The organism is Lolliginicoccus lacisalsi (assembly GCF_014841105.1).
GTDB lineage: Bacteria > Actinomycetota > Actinomycetes > Mycobacteriales > Mycobacteriaceae > Lolliginicoccus > Lolliginicoccus lacisalsi.
The window spans coordinates 1-17,150 of record NZ_JACYWE010000008.1; the positions used below are offsets into that span (position 1 = coordinate 1).

Annotated in this window: 13 protein-coding genes; 7 read left to right on the forward strand and 6 right to left on the reverse strand. The window is 69.0% G+C overall.

Going from position 1 to position 17,150, the window contains the following annotated elements; all coding sequences use genetic code 11:
• Positions 1-52: 52 nt before the first annotated feature.
• From HT102_RS12815 to HT102_RS12830, 4 genes are all read right to left on the reverse strand, one after another.
• Positions 53-1,078 (reverse strand): alpha/beta hydrolase, encoded by a 1,026-nt coding sequence (locus HT102_RS12815; RefSeq protein WP_225443652.1) that lies wholly within the window; start codon positions 1,076-1,078, stop codon positions 53-55.
• Between the two features lie 256 nt (positions 1,079-1,334).
• On the reverse strand, positions 1,335-2,252 hold the full coding sequence (locus HT102_RS12820) for a rhamnan synthesis F family protein (RefSeq protein ID WP_192039833.1): 918 nt from the start codon (positions 2,250-2,252) through the stop codon (positions 1,335-1,337).
• 9 nt (positions 2,253-2,261) lie between these two features.
• Complete coding sequence (locus HT102_RS12825; protein ID WP_192039834.1) at positions 2,262-4,067, reverse strand: DUF4012 domain-containing protein; 1,806 nt, start codon at positions 4,065-4,067, stop codon at positions 2,262-2,264.
• A complete protein-coding gene (locus HT102_RS12830; RefSeq protein ID WP_192039835.1) occupies positions 4,064-5,194 on the reverse strand; it encodes a glycosyltransferase in 1,131 nt (376 codons plus the stop codon). The genes HT102_RS12825 and HT102_RS12830 overlap by 4 nt, the downstream gene beginning before the upstream one ends.
• 565 nt (positions 5,195-5,759) lie before the next feature.
• Between HT102_RS12830 and HT102_RS12835 the strand changes: the two genes are divergently transcribed.
• A complete protein-coding gene (locus HT102_RS12835) occupies positions 5,760-7,229 on the forward strand; it encodes a sugar transferase (RefSeq protein ID WP_225443653.1) in 1,470 nt (489 codons plus the stop codon).
• A gap of 68 nt (positions 7,230-7,297) precedes the next feature.
• Complete coding sequence (cysC, locus tag HT102_RS12840) at positions 7,298-7,906, forward strand: adenylyl-sulfate kinase (RefSeq protein WP_192039837.1); 609 nt, start codon at positions 7,298-7,300, stop codon at positions 7,904-7,906.
• A gap of 61 nt (positions 7,907-7,967) precedes the next feature.
• Here cysC and groL read toward each other — a convergent pair whose 3' ends face one another.
• On the reverse strand, positions 7,968-9,593 hold the full coding sequence (gene groL / locus HT102_RS12845) for a chaperonin GroEL (RefSeq protein ID WP_192039838.1): 1,626 nt from the start codon (positions 9,591-9,593) through the stop codon (positions 7,968-7,970).
• A gap of 295 nt (positions 9,594-9,888) precedes the next feature.
• On the opposite strand from groL, the gene HT102_RS12850 reads away from it, so the two are divergent.
• Positions 9,889-10,809: a pseudouridine synthase gene (locus HT102_RS12850; RefSeq protein ID WP_333473435.1), complete on the forward strand. Its 921-nt coding sequence runs from the start codon at positions 9,889-9,891 to the stop codon at positions 10,807-10,809.
• Positions 10,810-10,842: 33 nt separating this feature from the next.
• Here the strand turns inward: HT102_RS12850 and HT102_RS12855 are convergent, their stop codons facing one another.
• On the reverse strand, positions 10,843-11,619 hold the full coding sequence (locus HT102_RS12855) for an HAD-IIA family hydrolase (protein ID WP_192039840.1): 777 nt from the start codon (positions 11,617-11,619) through the stop codon (positions 10,843-10,845).
• Positions 11,620-11,750: 131 nt separating this feature from the next.
• Between HT102_RS12855 and moeA the strand changes: the two genes are divergently transcribed.
• From moeA to HT102_RS12875, 4 genes are all read left to right on the forward strand, one after another.
• Positions 11,751-12,953, forward strand: coding sequence for a molybdopterin molybdotransferase MoeA (gene moeA / locus HT102_RS12860; protein ID WP_192039841.1), 1,203 nt, complete (start codon positions 11,751-11,753; stop codon positions 12,951-12,953).
• A gap of 133 nt (positions 12,954-13,086) precedes the next feature.
• Positions 13,087-13,800, forward strand: a complete 714-nt coding sequence (locus tag HT102_RS12865) for a phosphatidylserine decarboxylase (protein ID WP_192039842.1) — start codon at positions 13,087-13,089, stop codon at positions 13,798-13,800.
• Positions 13,801-13,870: 70 nt separating this feature from the next.
• Entirely contained in the window at positions 13,871-14,794 is a 924-nt protein-coding gene (locus HT102_RS12870; RefSeq protein ID WP_192039843.1) for a CDP-alcohol phosphatidyltransferase family protein, read from the forward strand.
• A gap of 117 nt (positions 14,795-14,911) precedes the next feature.
• Entirely contained in the window at positions 14,912-17,149 is a 2,238-nt protein-coding gene (locus HT102_RS12875; RefSeq protein ID WP_192039972.1) for an AAA family ATPase, read from the forward strand.
• Position 17,150: the final 1 nt, after the last annotated feature.

Here is a 17,150-nt window from a genome sequence, read left to right on the forward strand (position 1 = left end):
GCGCCCCCAGCACAAACCCCCAGCTCACAGCAGCAAACCTCGGCACGCGATCCTAGGCGCCGAGCGCCTCGGCGAACAGCGGCCACGAATCGTGGAGGTCGTCCTGCCAGTAGGCCCACGCGTGCGTCCGGTCCATGCGGAACTTGAACTCATGCGGGATATCGAGCTCGTTCATGCGGTCAACCAGCCGATGGGTGCACACATTGGTCGCGGCCTCCAGGAGCCCGCCGACAGCGAACCGATCGAGAAGCTTGACCGGATCTCCGTCGATGTCCTGGGCGTCGATCGTGTCGTGCGGCCCGGGCAGTCCGCTGCCGTTCGAGATGAACACCGCGGTGCCACGGAGCCCCTCGGCATTGAGGTATGGATCGTTGGCTGCCCACGCTGGATCGTTGGGCGGGCCCCACATGTTGTTTGTGTCCGCTCCGCCGCGGCCCTCGACAAGCGATCGCACGAAAGCCTGGCCGAGGGGGTCGCTGGTCTGGGCGCAACCGCTATAGGAGCCCACCGCCTGGAACACCCCCGGAGCATTGATGGCAAGGCTCAGCACCGACGTGGCGGCCATGGAGATCCCGGCAACGGCATTTTGCCCAGTGGCGCCCAGGGATCCATCGATCACTGGTGGCAGCTCGCGTGTCAGGAATGTCTCCCACTTCGCTCCTCCGACCCTGGGATCCGGCGCCCGCCAATCGGTGTAGTAGGTGTAGGCCCCGCCGCGCGGGATGACGATGTTGACGTTCTTGTCCGCGGAGAAGTCCAGGACATCGGTCTTGTCGAGCCAGAGGTCGCCGAGCAGATACAAGGTGGGGCTGGGCTGGCTGGAATCGCGGGGGCGGACGATCTCGACCTTGATGTCCCGGCCCATGGACGGCGAGTACACCTGCGCGACCATCTCGCGGCCGCTGATGCTCTCGACGCGGAAGGCGCCCGGTGACTCCGGCGAGGGAGGCTGCGCGAGCGAGGCCGGGGCGGCGCCCAGTGCCAGTGCCGCACAGACCCCGACGATGGTGCTGATCCGCCGTGCTCGTTCCGGCCCGTGGCGACGTGTCGTGATCATTGTCGGTACTCCGATAGTCATGAGGGTTTCCTGGTCGATCCGGTCATGCCCTTCAGCGTCCGGCACTCCATCGCGAGCGACGTCTCGAGCGCTCGCACGTTCTCAGCATGTTCGCCGACCTTCGGCTCCGGCACCTACGAGCAAGGAGCGTATCCGGGCGGCACGCGGAGCGAGCCGCAATCCTGATGAAAAAGGACACCCCCGCATAACAATTCAGCACGAGACGATGTCGCGACATGACGGACGGACAGGTGCCGCCAGATCCGTCGATGGTTCGCTACCGGATCGGTGACGTGGCTAGTTCTCTCGTCGTGGCCATGCGCAGTCCTGCATCCAGGAACAAGAATCCGACACCGCGCTCGATCGCATGCGCGGTCGTGCCGTCGACCTGCCCGGACTCGGACTCGAAGTCGCGTTCCTCGAGCGCGGCGAGCTGGAGGCGCCGCAGGACCGATGCCCGCGCCCAGTAGATGGAGCCGCTCGGGAACCTGAGGTCGTACGTGCGCAGGGGCAGGGCCATGCGCCGCAGCAGGATCCGCGTTGCCCAATGGTTCCGGCCCCAGTGCTCCGGTCCGAGCACGCTGCCTGGCGCCGTCACCAGGCCAAGTGAGGGATCGCGCGCGAACAGAGCAAGGATGTTGCTGATCCGGTCCTGGCCGCCGAGGACAGCATCGAGCAACTGGTCGTTCCATTGGGCCCCCGTCCCCGCGAGGCCATGACGATCACGCCACTCGCTGCGCTTCGTATGGACCTTGAGCACGAGATCATGCTCGTCGATCAAGCCCCGGTTGATGACCTGGACCATGGGCCAGATATCGCGACCATGGTTCCGGACATCAATGGTCCGGAGGTCGTCCAGCCGGCGTGGCAGCCGCTCGGGCAGGGGCAGGGGGATTCCGCTCGAGTTGGTGATGATGAGGTCGAACCGCGCGGGCATGGCGTGCAGGAGCCCGAGGAGGCGCGGGAGCGCGTCCACGTAGTAGACGTGCATCAGCACCACGATCCGTGGCGTCCGCTCGGCCATGCCCAGGGCCGCGCTCTCGCGCTCGCACTGATCCACCTCGGCCCCGTCGAGCTCGCGGAGCGCGGGTCGCCAGCGCCTCGCGCGGATCATGAACGGGAGAGGCGACCGCAGCAGCATGATCCGCGCGTGCCTGGCGAGGCTCGATGCGCTGGAGCGGAGCAAGGCCATCATCAGGTCCCGCTATTCCGCGTGGGCAGCGCCGCAGTCCGGCACATCGACCGATACCTGCGGATCATCAACAAGCGGCTGCACCGGCACCGTGGCCTCCCCTGCCCGGGCCGGCTCGTCGAGGTCGTAGCGAACCGTGATGGTCTCCCCTGGTTCGGTGAGAACGACCACGGTGAAGACCGGGTGCCCGAGCAGCGTGTTTGTGAAGGTGAGGGGCACGCGCCGATCATTGACGTAGGTATTGGCCAGCCGCGCCCCGGGTGTGGCGAACAAGCTGATCACAGTGCGATTCGTGCCCGGTGGCCCCGCGTACTGGGTCTCCGGCGTCAGCCGACCCATCAGGTAGTCGGGGTACTGGTCGAGCGCGGGCGCGGTGTTGGTGAGGCGGAGCGTGACGTGCGATTCCCGTCGGTCGCCAGTGCAGGGTCCAGCTCGGTACTCCAGCGATCGCTCCAGGTAGTAGTCGAGCTTGCCGCCTGCGCCGTTGTTGAGCACCACGTGCGCATAGGGCGATTTCTCCTGCGGGAGCGTGCCACCGACGATGCTGCTGCCGAGCACGGCTTGCTCGTCCGGGTCCGCGCTCCAGGCCAGGATGCGCTTCTCCTCGATGGCCGTCGCGAGGGCACGCACCAAAGGGCCCTTGGGACCGTCGTAGGCATTGACGCGGGCCATAACAGCGCCCGCGATCTCCTGCAAGTAGGCCTTGCGCGCGAGCTGCCGGTCCCCGAATCGGAAATATGCTTCGTTGAGGGTGATCCCGACGACGTTGTCCTTCGTGATGGTCTCGCCATCGCCGAGCGTCACCGGCCCCACGACACCAAGCAGGTGGCTCAGCGCTACAGGGTCCGTCGCGATCACGCCGTCGACGTCCTCGCCCATGTGTTGTGCCCAGATGGAGCGCCAGATCCGCGCGGCATGCGGGAAATGGGGGCTGAAGTTGGCGTTCTGCCAGTTCTGGGTGCTCTGGTAGCGACCGTAGAGCGCATCGAACCCGGGCCCTAGGTCGATTGGCTCCGCCGTCAGTGGCAGTTCCTGGTTACTGACCGAGTCCTCGAAGGTGATGCCGCCGTCCTCGATCCGCAGCATGCCCGCTCCTCCCATCAGTCCCCCGGTGCCGCGGGACTCGGCGTTGGTCTGGAAGACCACCAGGTAGCGGCGGGGCTCGTCCGCGCCCAGGAACGCGGGCAGCACGCGCAGTGCATCGGCGGCGTGGGCAGTGGCCGTGGCGAGCAGCGCAGCCTGCTCGACGAGCTGGTCGCGCGCGGCGTTCACCTGGCCCGGGAACGGCGCTGCAGGGATGCGGGCCGCATCATCGCTGATCGCACCGGTCTCCCTGGCGATCTCGGTCATCACGGGGTCCACCGCGCGGAGGGCCTCGACGTCGATGATCTGCCCGGGCTGGCCGCCCCCTCCCAGGATGTCGAGCATGCCCCCGTCGAGCGCGGGAGCCACCACGGTCGCGGCGATCCGATCCACGATGATCGTCGATTCCCGGATGGTGTCGAACGGAGCGCCGGCCCAGGGCACAGTGGCCGCTGCGCGCCAGGGAACGGAGGTCGTGGCGGCCCGGGCCCGATGAGCGGCCGCGGGTATCGCCCGGATCTCGCTGGTCGCCGCATCGATCTCGCCGTCGCGCAGCAGCACGCGGGCAGCATCGGCGCGCTGCTCGATCTCGTGGATCGCGAAGTAGGCGCGGAGGGTCATGAATCCGAGCCATACCAGGGGCATAGACACGATCACAGCCGTGACCAGCAGGAACCGCCGACGACGCGACACCGGCCGCGCGGGGCCGGCCGGGTGCTCGGGCTCGACGCTCATCGCGGTTCCACCGCCGCGCCCGCCGGGGCCTTGATGGCGAGGGCGTCCTCGAGCACTTGGTTGTACTGGTGGCACACGCCTTCCCAGGTGAACCGCTCGGCCGCGCGAGCCCGCGCTGCTGCGGAGAGGTGTCGGCGGGCGTCCGGTTCCCGCAAGAGGCTGGTGATCGCCTCCGCGATGGCGGCCGGGCCCGGTTGGGTGAATCTCCCAGCGGCGCCGAGCACTTCGCGGTTGTACACGGTGTCGCGCGCGACGATCGCGGCGCCGCACGCCATGGCCTGCACCAGCGCCGGATTGGTGCCGCCCACGCTATGCCCATGGAAGCACACCCCGGCGTGCTGCCACAGGGCGTGGAGAAGAGGATCGTCGGCTACGTGCCCGTACCAATGGATGTGCTCGTGGGCGGCGGCGAGCTGACGGGCTTGCTCGTCGAGGGGGCCGCCGTAGCCGGAAGATCCCACGATGACGACCGGCGCGCGGGCGACGAGGCTCTCGGCAGCGGCAAGGAACTCCCCGACGGTGTTCTCGGGGACGAAGCGCGCAACCATCAGGACGTAGGTGCCCGTGGCGAGCCCGTCGGGGACCGGTAGCCGCCCGGGATCAGTGCCACCGTAGGGGATGTAGGCGCCCGTGGTCCCGTAGCGCCGCGCCCAGTACCGCGCGATCTCCTCGCTGTCGTTGACCAGCGTGGTCGCGTAGCGCGCGGTGAGGGCGGCACCGCCCTGGAACACCGCGCGTGCTGCCCGGCCCCACTTCGCGCGCTCCCACTCGATGCCATCCACGTTGACCACGGTGGGTATGCCGGCCCGGGAGAGGAGGGGCAGGAAGTACCCGTTGGCGACGTTCAGGACGAGCGCGACGTCAGGATGCGCCGCTCTGGCCCACAGGGCGCCAGTCAGGCCGTAGGACAAGGTGCTTGCTGATCGTGATTCGACGCCCCGGGTGCGCACGGAGTGGATCCTCGGATCTCTCTCGGGATCGTCGAGGCGCGTGGAGCGCGCGCGGCCCAGGACCGTCACGTCCCACCCATGGTCGGCGAGGTAGGGCGCGAGCCTTCGCACGAGGGTCTCGAAGCCCCCGTAGTAGCTGGGGTACCCGCGCGAGCCGAGGATTGCTACCGATGGCATGGCTTGCTGCTCCCACGTTGATCCTGCTCGGGACACGGAGGCGCGGGGCACGGAGGCCCCTCGGCGGGCATTCACCGGAAAGCTTGACCCGCTGCGCCCGGCTAGAGTACCCGTGCTTGCAGGCTCGGGCGAAAAGCCCTGGCAAGAGTGATGCCACACGATTGCCGCAGAACAGATTCATATTGTCAGCAAAGGCAAGGGCTGTGCAATCGCTTGGCGCAGCAAGGCACAAAATGTCATTAACCTGTTTGCAGCAATGGTCCGGGCCGGGGGCATTATCAGCTCCGCCAGCGCCCGGCAGAGAATTTCCGGCAACCTCGGATATCAAGTCCACGAAGAGATCTGATCAGTTATGATTAGCACCACCAAAGCCCATTTCGATATCCGGGGGATGCCTGTGCCAGGGACGCCTGTGCCGAGCCTCGTGGATTCCCGCAGCAGGGGCGCGCAGCAGGCCAATGCCAATGCAGCAATAGGCAAAAATGGTATTCTCGCGACTGGCCCCGGATCGCGCAGCGCGCAGCGCCAGGCCGCCGGGGGAACCATCACCGCGTCCATTCCGAGGTTGACCTCGCCCACGGCTCCCCCGCCTGGCGTGCCGGCGCGCACCTGGCTGCGCGGATTCGCCCGGCGCATTCGCATCACCGACCACATCATCGTGATAGCAGCCGTTGCGATCGCCCAGGTCGTCCGGTTCGGCACCACCGACCATGCGCTGCTCAGCACCTCGGGCATCACGCTGCGCTACACGGGGCTCTCCGTCGCCATCGCGCTCGCCTGGCTCGCCGCCCTCAAGCTGGAGAGCACGCGCGATATCCGCATCATCGGCGCCGGGGCGCTGGAGTACCAGCGCGTCATCCATGCGTCGGTCAAGGTCTTCGGCATCATCGCCATCGCCGCGTTCCTGCTCGACCTGAGCATCGCGCGCGGCTACCTGGCCATCGCGCTCCCGATCGGCATGCTCGGGATCGTCGTGAGCCGCTGGTCCTGGCGACGCTGGCTGGTCACCAAGATCAAGCGCGGCAGGTTCATCACCAATGTCGTGATCCTCGGCAGCGGCCGCGGCGCGGAGGACATGATCCGCAGCATCCGGCGCGACCGCGGCTACCACATTGTTGGCGCCTGTGTCCCCGGCGACTACCAGGAACGATCCGGGGACGGCGATCTCGAGGTGGATGGCCTTGCCGTGCCCATCCTTGGGGACGAGCACTCCGTCCTTGCCGCTGTGCGTCGCGCGAAGGCTGACGTCGTTGCCGTCACTGCCACCGAGCGCCTGGGCGCGGATACGCTGCGTGAGCTGGCCTGGGAGCTCGAGGCCGAGAAGACGGATCTCGTCGTGCAGCCGGGTGTCACCGATGTCTCGGAACCGCGTCTCAAGATCCGCCCCACGGGAGGAATGCCCCTCCTCCATGTCGAGGCGCCCCAGTACCAGGGCGCGCATCGCCTCGGCAAGGCCCTGGTCGACAAGCTCGGGGCGCTCGTCGCGCTCGCGATCCTCGGCCCGTTCATGCTGCTCATCGCACTGGGCATCAAGTGCCAGGACCGCGGCCCCGTCCTCTACCGCCAGACCCGCGTCGGGACCGCCGGTGCCGAGTTCGCCATGATCAAGTTCCGCTCCATGGTCATAGGTGCGGACTCGCAGCAGCACGGCATGGCCGAGCACAACGAGGCCGACGGCCCGCTCTTCAAGATCCGGGATGATCCACGCGTTACCCCGATCGGTCGCGTCCTGCGCAAGTACAGCCTGGACGAGCTACCACAGTTGCTCAACGTGCTGCGTGGCGAGATGAGCCTGGTCGGCCCGCGCCCGCCGCTGCCCCGCGAGGTTGCCAGCTACACGCGGAGGATCAACCGCCGCATGCTCGTCCGGCCCGGCATGACGGGGCCCTGGCAGGTAAGCGGCCGGTCCGACCTCACCTGGGAGGAAACCGTGCGCCTTGACCTCTCCTACGTGGAGAACTGGACCTTCATGCAGGATCTCATCATCCTCTGGCGCACCGCGCGCGTCGTCATGAAGGGCCAGGGCGCGTACTAGCTACGATCGCTGGAAGCCCCCCTCGGCACGGACCCAGCTAGCGCGAGTTCCCAACGAAGCGGAGATACATGAGCGACAGCCTGCGTACAGCCTCCCTCCAGTGGCACGACGCGCGCATCGACCGCCATCGGCGCATCAGCACCGGGATGACGGTATGGATCACCGGTCTTTCGGGCGCGGGAAAATCCACGCTCGCGTGCGAGCTCGAGCGCGCGCTCATCGAGGCCGGGCAGCCCGCGTACCGCCTCGATGGGGACAACATGCGCCACGGACTCAACGCCGACCTGGGATTCACGATGACGGATCGCTCGGAGAACATCCGTCGGCTCGCCGAGGTCTCCCGGCTGTTCGCCGATTCCGGAACCGTCGCGATCGTCGCCGCGATCAGCCCGTTGCGCGCTGATCGCGAGCTCGCGCGCGCCACCCATGAGGAAGATGGGCTTCCGTTCTGGGAGATCTACATGGATACCGCGCTGGCGGTGTGCGAGCAGCGGGACCCGAAGGGCTTGTACCGTCGCGCCCGAGCAGGCGATATCCCGAACTTCACCGGTATCGATCATGCTTATGAGCCCCCGCTCGCTCCCGAGGCCACGTTCGCCAACGATGCCCGCGAGCCCGCGACGATCGCCGCCGAGCTCAGCGCGGCCGTCCTGGCCCGGTTGTCGTCCCTGCGCTAGAAAGGCGCGAGGCCCGGAGCAGGCGTGCTGCTCCGGGCCTCGGTGGCCTAGCGGGGGTGGATCAGAAGTCCATGCCGCCCATGCCGCCGGTCGGATCGCCAGCCGGAGCGGCGTTCTTCTCCGGCTTGTCGGCGACGACGGCCTCGGTGGTGAGGAACAGTGCCGCGATCGATGCTGCGTTCTGCAGCGCCGAGCGGGTGACCTTGACCGGGTCGTTGATGCCTGCGGCGAGCAGGTCCTCGTACACACCGGTGTCGGCGTTGAGGCCGTGGCCGGTGGGCAGGTTGCGGACCTTCTCCGCGACAACGCCAGGCTCGAGGCCGGCGTTGAAGGCGATCTGCTTCAGCGGTGCCTCGAGCGCCACGCGCACGATGTTGGCACCGGTCGCCTGGTCGCCCTCGAGGGTGAGCTCGGCGAGCGCCGGGGAGGCCTGGAGGAGCGCCACGCCGCCACCGGCGACGATGCCTTCCTCGACGGCTGCCTTGGCGTTGCGCACGGCATCCTCGATGCGGTGCTTGCGCTCCTTGAGCTCGACCTCGGTGGCCGCGCCTGCCTTGATGACGGCAACGCCGCCGGCGAGCTTGGCGAGGCGCTCCTGGAGCTTCTCGCGGTCGTAGTCCGAGTCGGACTTGTCGATCTCGGCGCGGATCTGGTTGACGCGGCCCTCGATCTGGGCTGCGTCGCCGGCACCCTCGACGATGGTGGTCTCGTCCTTGGTGACCACGACCTTGCGGGCGCGGCCCAGGAGCTCGAGGCCGGCGGTCTCGAGGGAGAGGCCGACTTCCTCGCTGATGACCTGGCCTCCGGTGAGGATGGCCATGTCCTGCAGCATTGCCTTGCGACGGTCACCGAAGCCGGGCGCCTTGATAGCGACGGACTTGAAGGTGCCGCGGATCTTGTTCACCACGAGGGTGGAGAGGGCCTCGCCCTCGACGTCCTCGGCGATGATGGCGAGCGGCTTGCCGGACTGGATGACCTTCTCCAGCAGCGGCAGCAGGTCCTTGACCGTGGAGATCTTGGACGAGATGAGCAGGACGTAGGCGTCCTCGAGGACGGCTTCCTGGCGCTCGGGGTCGGTCACGAAGTAGCCCGAGATGAAGCCCTTGTCGAAGCGCATGCCCTCGGTGAGCTCGAGCTGGAGGCCGAAGGTCTGGGCCTCCTCCACGGTGATGACGCCTTCCTTGCCGACCTTGTCCATCGCCTCGGCGATGAGCTGGCCGATCTGGGGGTCACCGGCGGAGATGCCCGCGGTAGCAGCGATCTGCTCCTTGGTCTCGATCTCCTTGGCGGACTCGAGCAGGCGGGCAACGACGGTCTCGACGGCCTTCTCGATGCCGCGCTTGAGCGCCATCGGGTTGGCGCCGGCCGCGACGTTGCGAAGGCCCTCGCGCACGAGCGCCTGGGCGAGCACGGTTGCGGTGGTGGTGCCGTCGCCAGCGACGTCGTCGGTCTTCTTGGCAACTTCCTTGACCAGCTCAGCGCCGATCTTCTCGTACGGGTCGTCCAGCTCGATCTCCTTGGCGATGGATACACCATCGTTGGTGATCGTGGGGGCGCCCCACTTCTTCTCCAGGACAACGTTGCGGCCCTTGGGGCCGAGCGTTACCTTGACTGCGTCGGCGAGGGCATTGAGCCCACGCTCGAGGCCACGCCGGGCCTCTTCGTCGAACGCGATAATCTTGGCCATTGTGAAGTGATCCTCCAGGTGATGAGGCCGACACACGGAACGTGCAGCGGCTGCGCGTCCCATTTGCGCTGTTGGCCAGGCGCGGTGCCCGCGACGGACGACCAGGGTGTCAGCGCCTGGCCTCACCGTCCCGACCTAGCACTCTCGTGTATTGAGTGCCAGAATCATGTTTAGCACTCGCGGGATGCGAGTGCAAGACACAGGCCCGGGCGCGCCCCATGCCCCGCGCACAGCGAACAAGCACCGGGGAGACCACGCCCCCCGCCACCGAAAGCCAGCCGGAAGGACCACAACCGTGGGGCATCGCTCGCCAACAACACGCTCGCCCCTCCCGCCCCGGCACGGCGTCGACGCGGCCTGGGCCCGGTTCCCCGATCACGCCCCCTGGCCCACCATCGGCGAAGCCCTCGCCGCGACGTATCCCGAGCACCGCGAGCGCTTTCGCCGACGACTCGCCAACGCGGAGATCGTCGACGACCACGGCGTGCCCGTCCATGCCAGCCAGCCCCTCGTCCGCGGCATGACGCTGTTCTACTACCGCGACCTCGCCCCGGAGGCCCCCGTGCCGTTCGAGGTAACTGTCCTGCACCAGGACGAGCACCTCGTAGTGGCGGACAAGCCGCACTTCCTGGCCTCCATGCCGCGGGGGCGCCACGTCATCGAATCAGCGACGGTCCGGCTGCGCACCAGGCTCGACCTCCCGCATCTCACGCCCGTCCACCGCCTCGACCGCCCCACCGCGGGAGTGCTCCTCCTCGCCGCCCACCCCGGGGCGCGCGCGCCGTACCAACGTATGTTCGCCGAGCGCAGGGTCACCAAGAAATACCTGGCGGTGGCGCCCCGCGTCCCGGGCGTGGAGGTGCAGCAGGCCGTGCGCGACCGAATCGTCAAGCATCCGGGCGAGCGGCGGGCCATCCGACAGCCAGGCACGGTCAACGCCATCACCCACATCGAGCAGGCCGAAGCGCTCGTCAATGGGCTAGCCCTCTACCACCTGCGCCCCGAGACCGGGCGAACCCATCAACTACGGGTGCACCTGAGCATGCTCGGGGCCCCCATCGTGGGCGATGACCTGTACCCCACCATCCGCGAGCGCGCCGACGACGACTTCACCAACCCGTTGCAGCTCCTCGCTGCCGAGATCGCGTTCACCGACCCCTTTACCGGGCGGCCGCGATCGTTCCGCAGCACCCGGGCCCTCGAGCACGCTCGCTGAGCGTCGATCCTGGCGCGGCCCTCGCACCGGGGATCAGATCGAGCGGAGCAGGTCGGGCAGATCCGCCACCGAATCCACCACATGGTGGGGCTTGTCCTTGCTGGCGTCGAGGACCGGCTGGTGGAACTTCCCAGTGCGCACGAGCACGCCCCGCATGCCCGCGCGCTGGCTCGCGAGGACATCGTTGTTGAGGTCATCCCCGATCATGAGAGTGTGCTTGGGCGCGATGCCCAACATGCGGGCCGACGTCTCGAAGGCGCCGGGCGAGGGCTTGCCGATCACGGTGATGCGGCTATTCCCGGCGGCCTCGAGGCCCGGGATGTACGCGCCAACATCAAGCTTCAGCCCCGAGCTCGTGGCCCAGGTGAGCCCCTGGTGCATCGCGATGGCCGGCACGCCCGCGAGCATCAGCTCCGCCACCCGGCTGAGGGACTCATGGCTGAACTCCGGCCCCGCCCCGCCCAGGATGATCAGGTCGGGCTTCTTGGCTGCCCACGAGACGTCATCCATGTCGATGAAGACATCGCCGTGATTGAGCACCCAGCATTGCGCATCGGGGTGGTTCTCCCGCACATGCTGCGCCGTGAGATATGCCGCGGTCATGATGTCGTCGGCCTCCGCCGGGATACCGAGCTTGGTGAGCTTGGCGGCGATGAGCTCCCGCGTGAGCGACGTCGTGCTGGTCAGGAAGCCGCAGCGGCAACCGGACTCCCGCACGGCGCGCACCGCGTCCGCAGCACCCTCGATGGCCTGCCAGGAGGTCACGAGCACACCATCGATATCGAACAAGACGCCCTCAACGCGAGCCATGCCTCCGACACTACTCACGACAGCCCCGGGCGGCGCAACGGGTGACCGGAAAGTCGCAGCAGAAGGCCGGGCAGTCGCCCGATTCGAGCCACCTGCTGCCACGCGGGACCGCGGCACCGCACAATAGGGGGATGCGCTCGGTCACGGAACATGCGGCAGCCATCGCCGCGCTCGTCACGGCACGCCCCGAACAGGAAACCACCCTCGCGGCGGCGCACGGGAGGGTGCTCGCCCGCGACGTGATCGCCCCGCGCTCGCTCCCGGGCTTCGACAACTCGGCGATGGACGGCTACGCGGTGCGTGCCACGGACATCGCGGGCGCGAGCGCGGCGAACCCGGTCACGCTGCCGGTGGAAGCGGATATCCCGGCTGGCCGCACCGACATCCCGCAGCACCATGCGGGCACGGCGCACCGCATCATGACGGGCGCGGCGCTGCCACCCGGCGCCGACTCGGTGATCCCGGTCGAACGGACCGACGGGGGCACGACAACGGTGCGGATCACCGCATCGACCGACCCCGGCCAGCACATCCGGCGCAATGGCGAGGACATCGCCAAGGGCGAGATCGCCCTGGCACGCGGCAGCACGCTGCGGGCCCCCCAGCTCGGGCTGCTCGCCGCCCTCGGCTACGCGACGGTGCCGGTGATACCACCGATCCGGGTGATGGTGCTCTCCACGGGCAGCGAGCTCGTCGCGCCCGGGCAGGCATTGCGCCCCGGCGAGATCTACGAGTCCAACAGCATCATGCTCGCCTCTGCCGCGCGGGAAGCAGGAGCCGTGGCCGCGCAGCTCCGCTTCGTCAGCGATGACACCGGCGACTTCCTCGCCACGCTCCGCGCCCATGCCGACGATGCGGACGTCTTCCTCACTTCCGGTGGCGTGAGCGCCGGGGCCTACGAGGTGGTCAAGGACTCGCTTGCCGATCGCGGGGTGGAATTCGTCAAGGTGGCGATGCAACCAGGAATGCCGCAGGGCAGCGGCACATTCGAGGGAACCCCGATCATCACGCTGCCCGGCAATCCGGTGAGCGCGCTCATCTCGTTCGAGGTCTTCGTGCGGCCAGCGCTGCGCGCCGCCATGGGCTACGCGCGCACGGGCCGGGAGGTCGTCGCCGCCACCCTCGCCGAGGACATCCGCTCGCCGCTCGGCAAGCGGCAGTTCCGGCGCGGGGTGCTGGATCGGGCCACGGGCACGGTGCGCACCATCGGCCCGCCCGCCTCCCACTATCTGCGGTGGCTCGCGTCCTCGGATTGCCTGGTGGACATCCCGGCCGCGACCGAGGCGATCCCCGCCGGGCAAGCAGTGGAGGTGTGGGACCTCTCGCGGCCCTGAACCGGGCAACCGCCGGACATCCCTGACCGACGCCGATAGCGCCACCACGTGCCGTAGGCTTGGGCGGAACACGCCAGCGCGAAGCCCTGCTCGCGCCTCCTGGCACCGACGAACGAGATGAGGTCGACCCGAAGTGGCCCGCAAACCCGCACCGCCCGGGCAAGCCCCCCGCAACCCCGTCGCCCATGCCCTCGGCCTCGTGCGCGATGCCGTCCCCCCGGTCCATCCGGCGGGGATCCCGTTCATCGCGGTACCGCTCGTGGTGGCCGCTGCCGGGCACCGGTCGCGGATCGCGCGCCGCGCGGGCATCGGCCTGGCCCTCGCATGCGCCACGTTCTTCCGCAGCCCCAAGCGAGTCCCGCCCACTCGCAGCGGCGTCGTGGTCTCCCCCGCCGACGGCGAGGTGACGATCGTCGATAGCGCGGTGCCCCCGGCCGAGCTCGCTCTCGGTGATGCGCCGATGCCACGCGTCAGCGTCTTCCTGTCGATCCTCGATGTCCATGTGCAGCGCAGTCCCGTTGCCGGACAGGTGATGCAGGTCATCCACCGGCCAGGATCGTTCCTGTCCGCTGATCTCGATGAGGCGAGCGAGGCGAACGAGCGCAGCAGCATGGTGCTGCGCACCGTCGACGACAAGCAGATCGTGGTCGTCCAGATCGCCGGGCTGGTGGCGCGCCGCATCGTCTGCGATGCCCGCGCGGGCGATGTGCTGCCCCTCGGCGAGACCTATGGCCTGATCCGGTTCGGATCGCGCGTGGATACCTATTTTCCCGAGGGCAGCCGGATCCTGGTGGAGCGGGGCCAGCGGGTGATCGGCGCGGAAACGGTGATCGCGGAACTAGCGTGACCCCAGGCCACGCCACTGTCGAGTGAGGTGTCAATTGAGCGACGGACAACCCAGGGATCACTCACGGCAGATGCGCGCGCGCCCGGTGCGCGCCAGCGCGCACACCACGAGCGAGCAGTCACCGCCGATCCGCAGCGCTAGCATTCGCCTGCTGCCGAGCGCGATCACCATCCTGGCGCTGTGCGCGGGACTCTCCGCGGTGAGGTTCGCCCTCGAGGGCAGGGGCGATCTGGCGATCGCGGCGATCGGCGCGGCCGCGATCCTCGATGGTGTCGACGGTCGCATCGCGCGGCTGCTCGATGCCACCACGAAGATCGGCGCCGAGCTCGATTCCCTGTCCGACGCTATCAACTTCGGCGTGGCGCCCGCGCTGGTCATCTATGTGACCCTCCTTCATGGCAACAGCGGCGGCTGGATCGTCGCCCTGGTCTATGTCGTCTCCATCGTGCTGAGGCTCGCCCGCTTCAACGTGCTCATCGATGACGAGGACGCCCCGGCCTACCGGAAGGACTTCTTCGTCGGAGTTCCCTCCCCAGCGGGTGCCCTGGTCGCCATTGCCCCGCTGGCCGCCTTCCAGCATTGGGGCGAGGGCTGGTGGACGTCGTTCGTGTTCGTCGCGGCGTGGATGATCGGTGCCGCGGCATTGATCGTGAGCCGCGTGCCCACGCTCGCCATGAAGCAGGTATCGGTGCCACCCCGCATGGCCGCGCTCCTGCTGATCCTTGTCGCGCTGATCGCGGCCGGCCTTATCACCTATCCCTATGTGGTCCTCGTGCTCGTGGTGGCGCTCTACCTGGCGCACATCCCCTACGCGATCCGCACCAAGCGCTGGGTAGCGGCCCGGCCCGAGCCCTGGGACATCCCCCCGGCGCAGCGTCGCGCGATCCGGCGCTCGCGCGCGCAGGGACGCTCCCTCGCCAGGCTCGGCCTGCGCCGCTCCAAGCCCCGCGGCAGGCTGTCGCGGGTGGCAGGGCGTGCCCGGCCGCGACGGTGACCCGACCGCCCCGCATCGACGGGCGCCGATGCTCCCCCACCGTCTAGGCTCGTGCACGTGACTCCCGCCAACGACACGGCCCACGTGACCCTGACGGCCCGCCTCTCGACCGCGCACATGGACTCCCGCCGGGGAGTGGTCCGTGTGCATGCCGAGGTGCTCTCCGCGCTGGACCTCCGCGAATGGGACGCGATCGAGATCTATGGCACTCGCAGCACTGCCGCGGTGGTCGCGCGGGCGCCGCAGGGTTCCGCGCCCCGGGTCGCGCTGCTCGACGATGTGACCCTCTCGAACGCCGGGATCCGCGAGGATTCCACCGTGGTGGTGCGGCCCGTCGAGGTGCAGGGGGCGCGCCGGATCGTGGTGAGCGGCTCCTCCCTGTCCATGACCTCATTGACACCGAACACGCTGCGCCAGGCATTGCTGGGCAAGGTCGTCACGGTCGGCGACACGGTTTCCCTGCTGCCCCGTGACCTCGGCCCCGGAACCAGCACCACCGATGCCACCCAGGCGCTGCGCCGGGCCGTCGGCATAACCTGGACCTCCGAACTGCTGACCGTCGTGGAGACCGAGCCGTGGGGCGCCGTGAGCGTGCAGCCGAACACCGCGATGGCCTGGCCCGGCTCGGCGATGGACCATCCGGGACGCGGCCAGGACCCTTTGATCACCAGCACGCGGGGCGCTACCGGGGAGGGCATGGGAAGCGGCAGCAGTACCACGACCACGCCCCGCGCGGCGACGACCCCCCGCGGCAGCACTGGTCGCGCCGCGGAGCCGACGCGAGTCGTCGCGGATCCGCCGGTCCCTGTGGGCGAGCTGGTAGGCGTCGCGGACCAGGTGGCCAAGCTGACCGACTGGCTGAGCCTCGCGCTCGACGAGCCCGAGCTGCTCACCTCCCTCGGTGCGTCGCCGCGCCTGGGCATCGTCGTCACCGGGCCCGCGGGCACCGGCAAGGCCACCCTCGTGCGCTCGGTGTGCGCGTCCCGCAACGTGGTGGAGCTCGACGGGCCTGGCACTGGGGCGCTCGAGTCCGGCAGCCGGGCGGAGACGGTCTCCCAGGCCATCGATGCCGCCCGCGGGGGCGGCGTGCTGCTCATCACCGAGATCGACGCGCTGCTGCCGCGCGACCCCGAGCCCGTCTCGAGCCTCATCCTGAGCAGGCTGCGGCGCGCCATCGCGAACGATCAAGTAGTGCTCGTGGCCACGACGGCGCATCCGGACCTCACTGATCCGCGGCTGCGGGCACCCGACCTGTGCGATCGCGAGCTGACCATCGCGCTGCCGGGCGGGGCGATCCGCCGCGCGCTGCTCGACCACCTGCTGCGGGATGTGCCAACCACGGATCTCGACCTCGAGGTCATCGCGCTGCGCACCCCTGGTTTCGTCGCGGCCGACCTGATGGCGCTGCGGCGCGAGTCCGCGCTGCGTGCCGCGTCGCGCGCCTCGAGGGATGGGGCGCCCGCCGTGATCAAGCAGGAGGACCTGCTCGGCGCGCTCGAGGTGATCAGGCCCCTGTCGCGCTCGGGGACCGAGGAGATCTCGGTCGGTGGCATCACCCTCGAGGACGTGGGCGACATGGTGGAGACCAAGCAAGCGCTCACCGAGTCCGTGCTGTGGCCGCTGCGCCATCCCGACACGTTCGCGCGCCTCGGCGTGCAGCCCCCGCGCGGCGTCCTGCTCTACGGGCCACCCGGTTGCGGCAAGACCTTCGTGGTGCGGGCGCTCGCGAGCTCCGGGCAATTGAGCGTGCACACCGTCAAGGGCTCCGAGCTGATGGACAAGTGGGTGGGCTCCTCGGAGAAGGCCGTCCGCGATCTCTTCCAGCGGGCACGCAACACCGCCCCGTCGTTGATATTCATCGACGAGATCGATGCGATGGTGCCCCGGCGCGGGCAGAGCACCGATTCGGGAGTCAGCGACAAGGTCGTCGCGGCGCTGCTCACCGAGCTCGATGGTGCCGAGCCGCTGCGCGATGTGATCGTGCTCGGGGCCACCAACAGGCCCGAGCTGATCGACCCGGCGGTGCTGCGCCCGGGCCGGCTGGAGCGGCTCGTGTTCGTTCCGCCGCCCGACGCCGAGGCCCGCACGGCGATCCTGCGGGCCGCCGGGGCCGCCATCCCGCTCGCCGAGGACGTGCGCCTCGACGAGCTTGCCGAGCAGCTCGATGGGTACTCGGCCGCGGATTGCGCCGCGCTGCTTCGCGAGGCCGCGCTCGCCGCGATGCGCCGCTCGGTCGAGGCGACGGTGGTCACCGCCGAGGATGTCGAGTCCGCGCGCAAGGCCGTGCGGCCGTCGCTGGATCCGCAGCAGGTGGCATCGCTGAAAGCCTTCGCGGACCGGCGGGCAGCCGACTGAC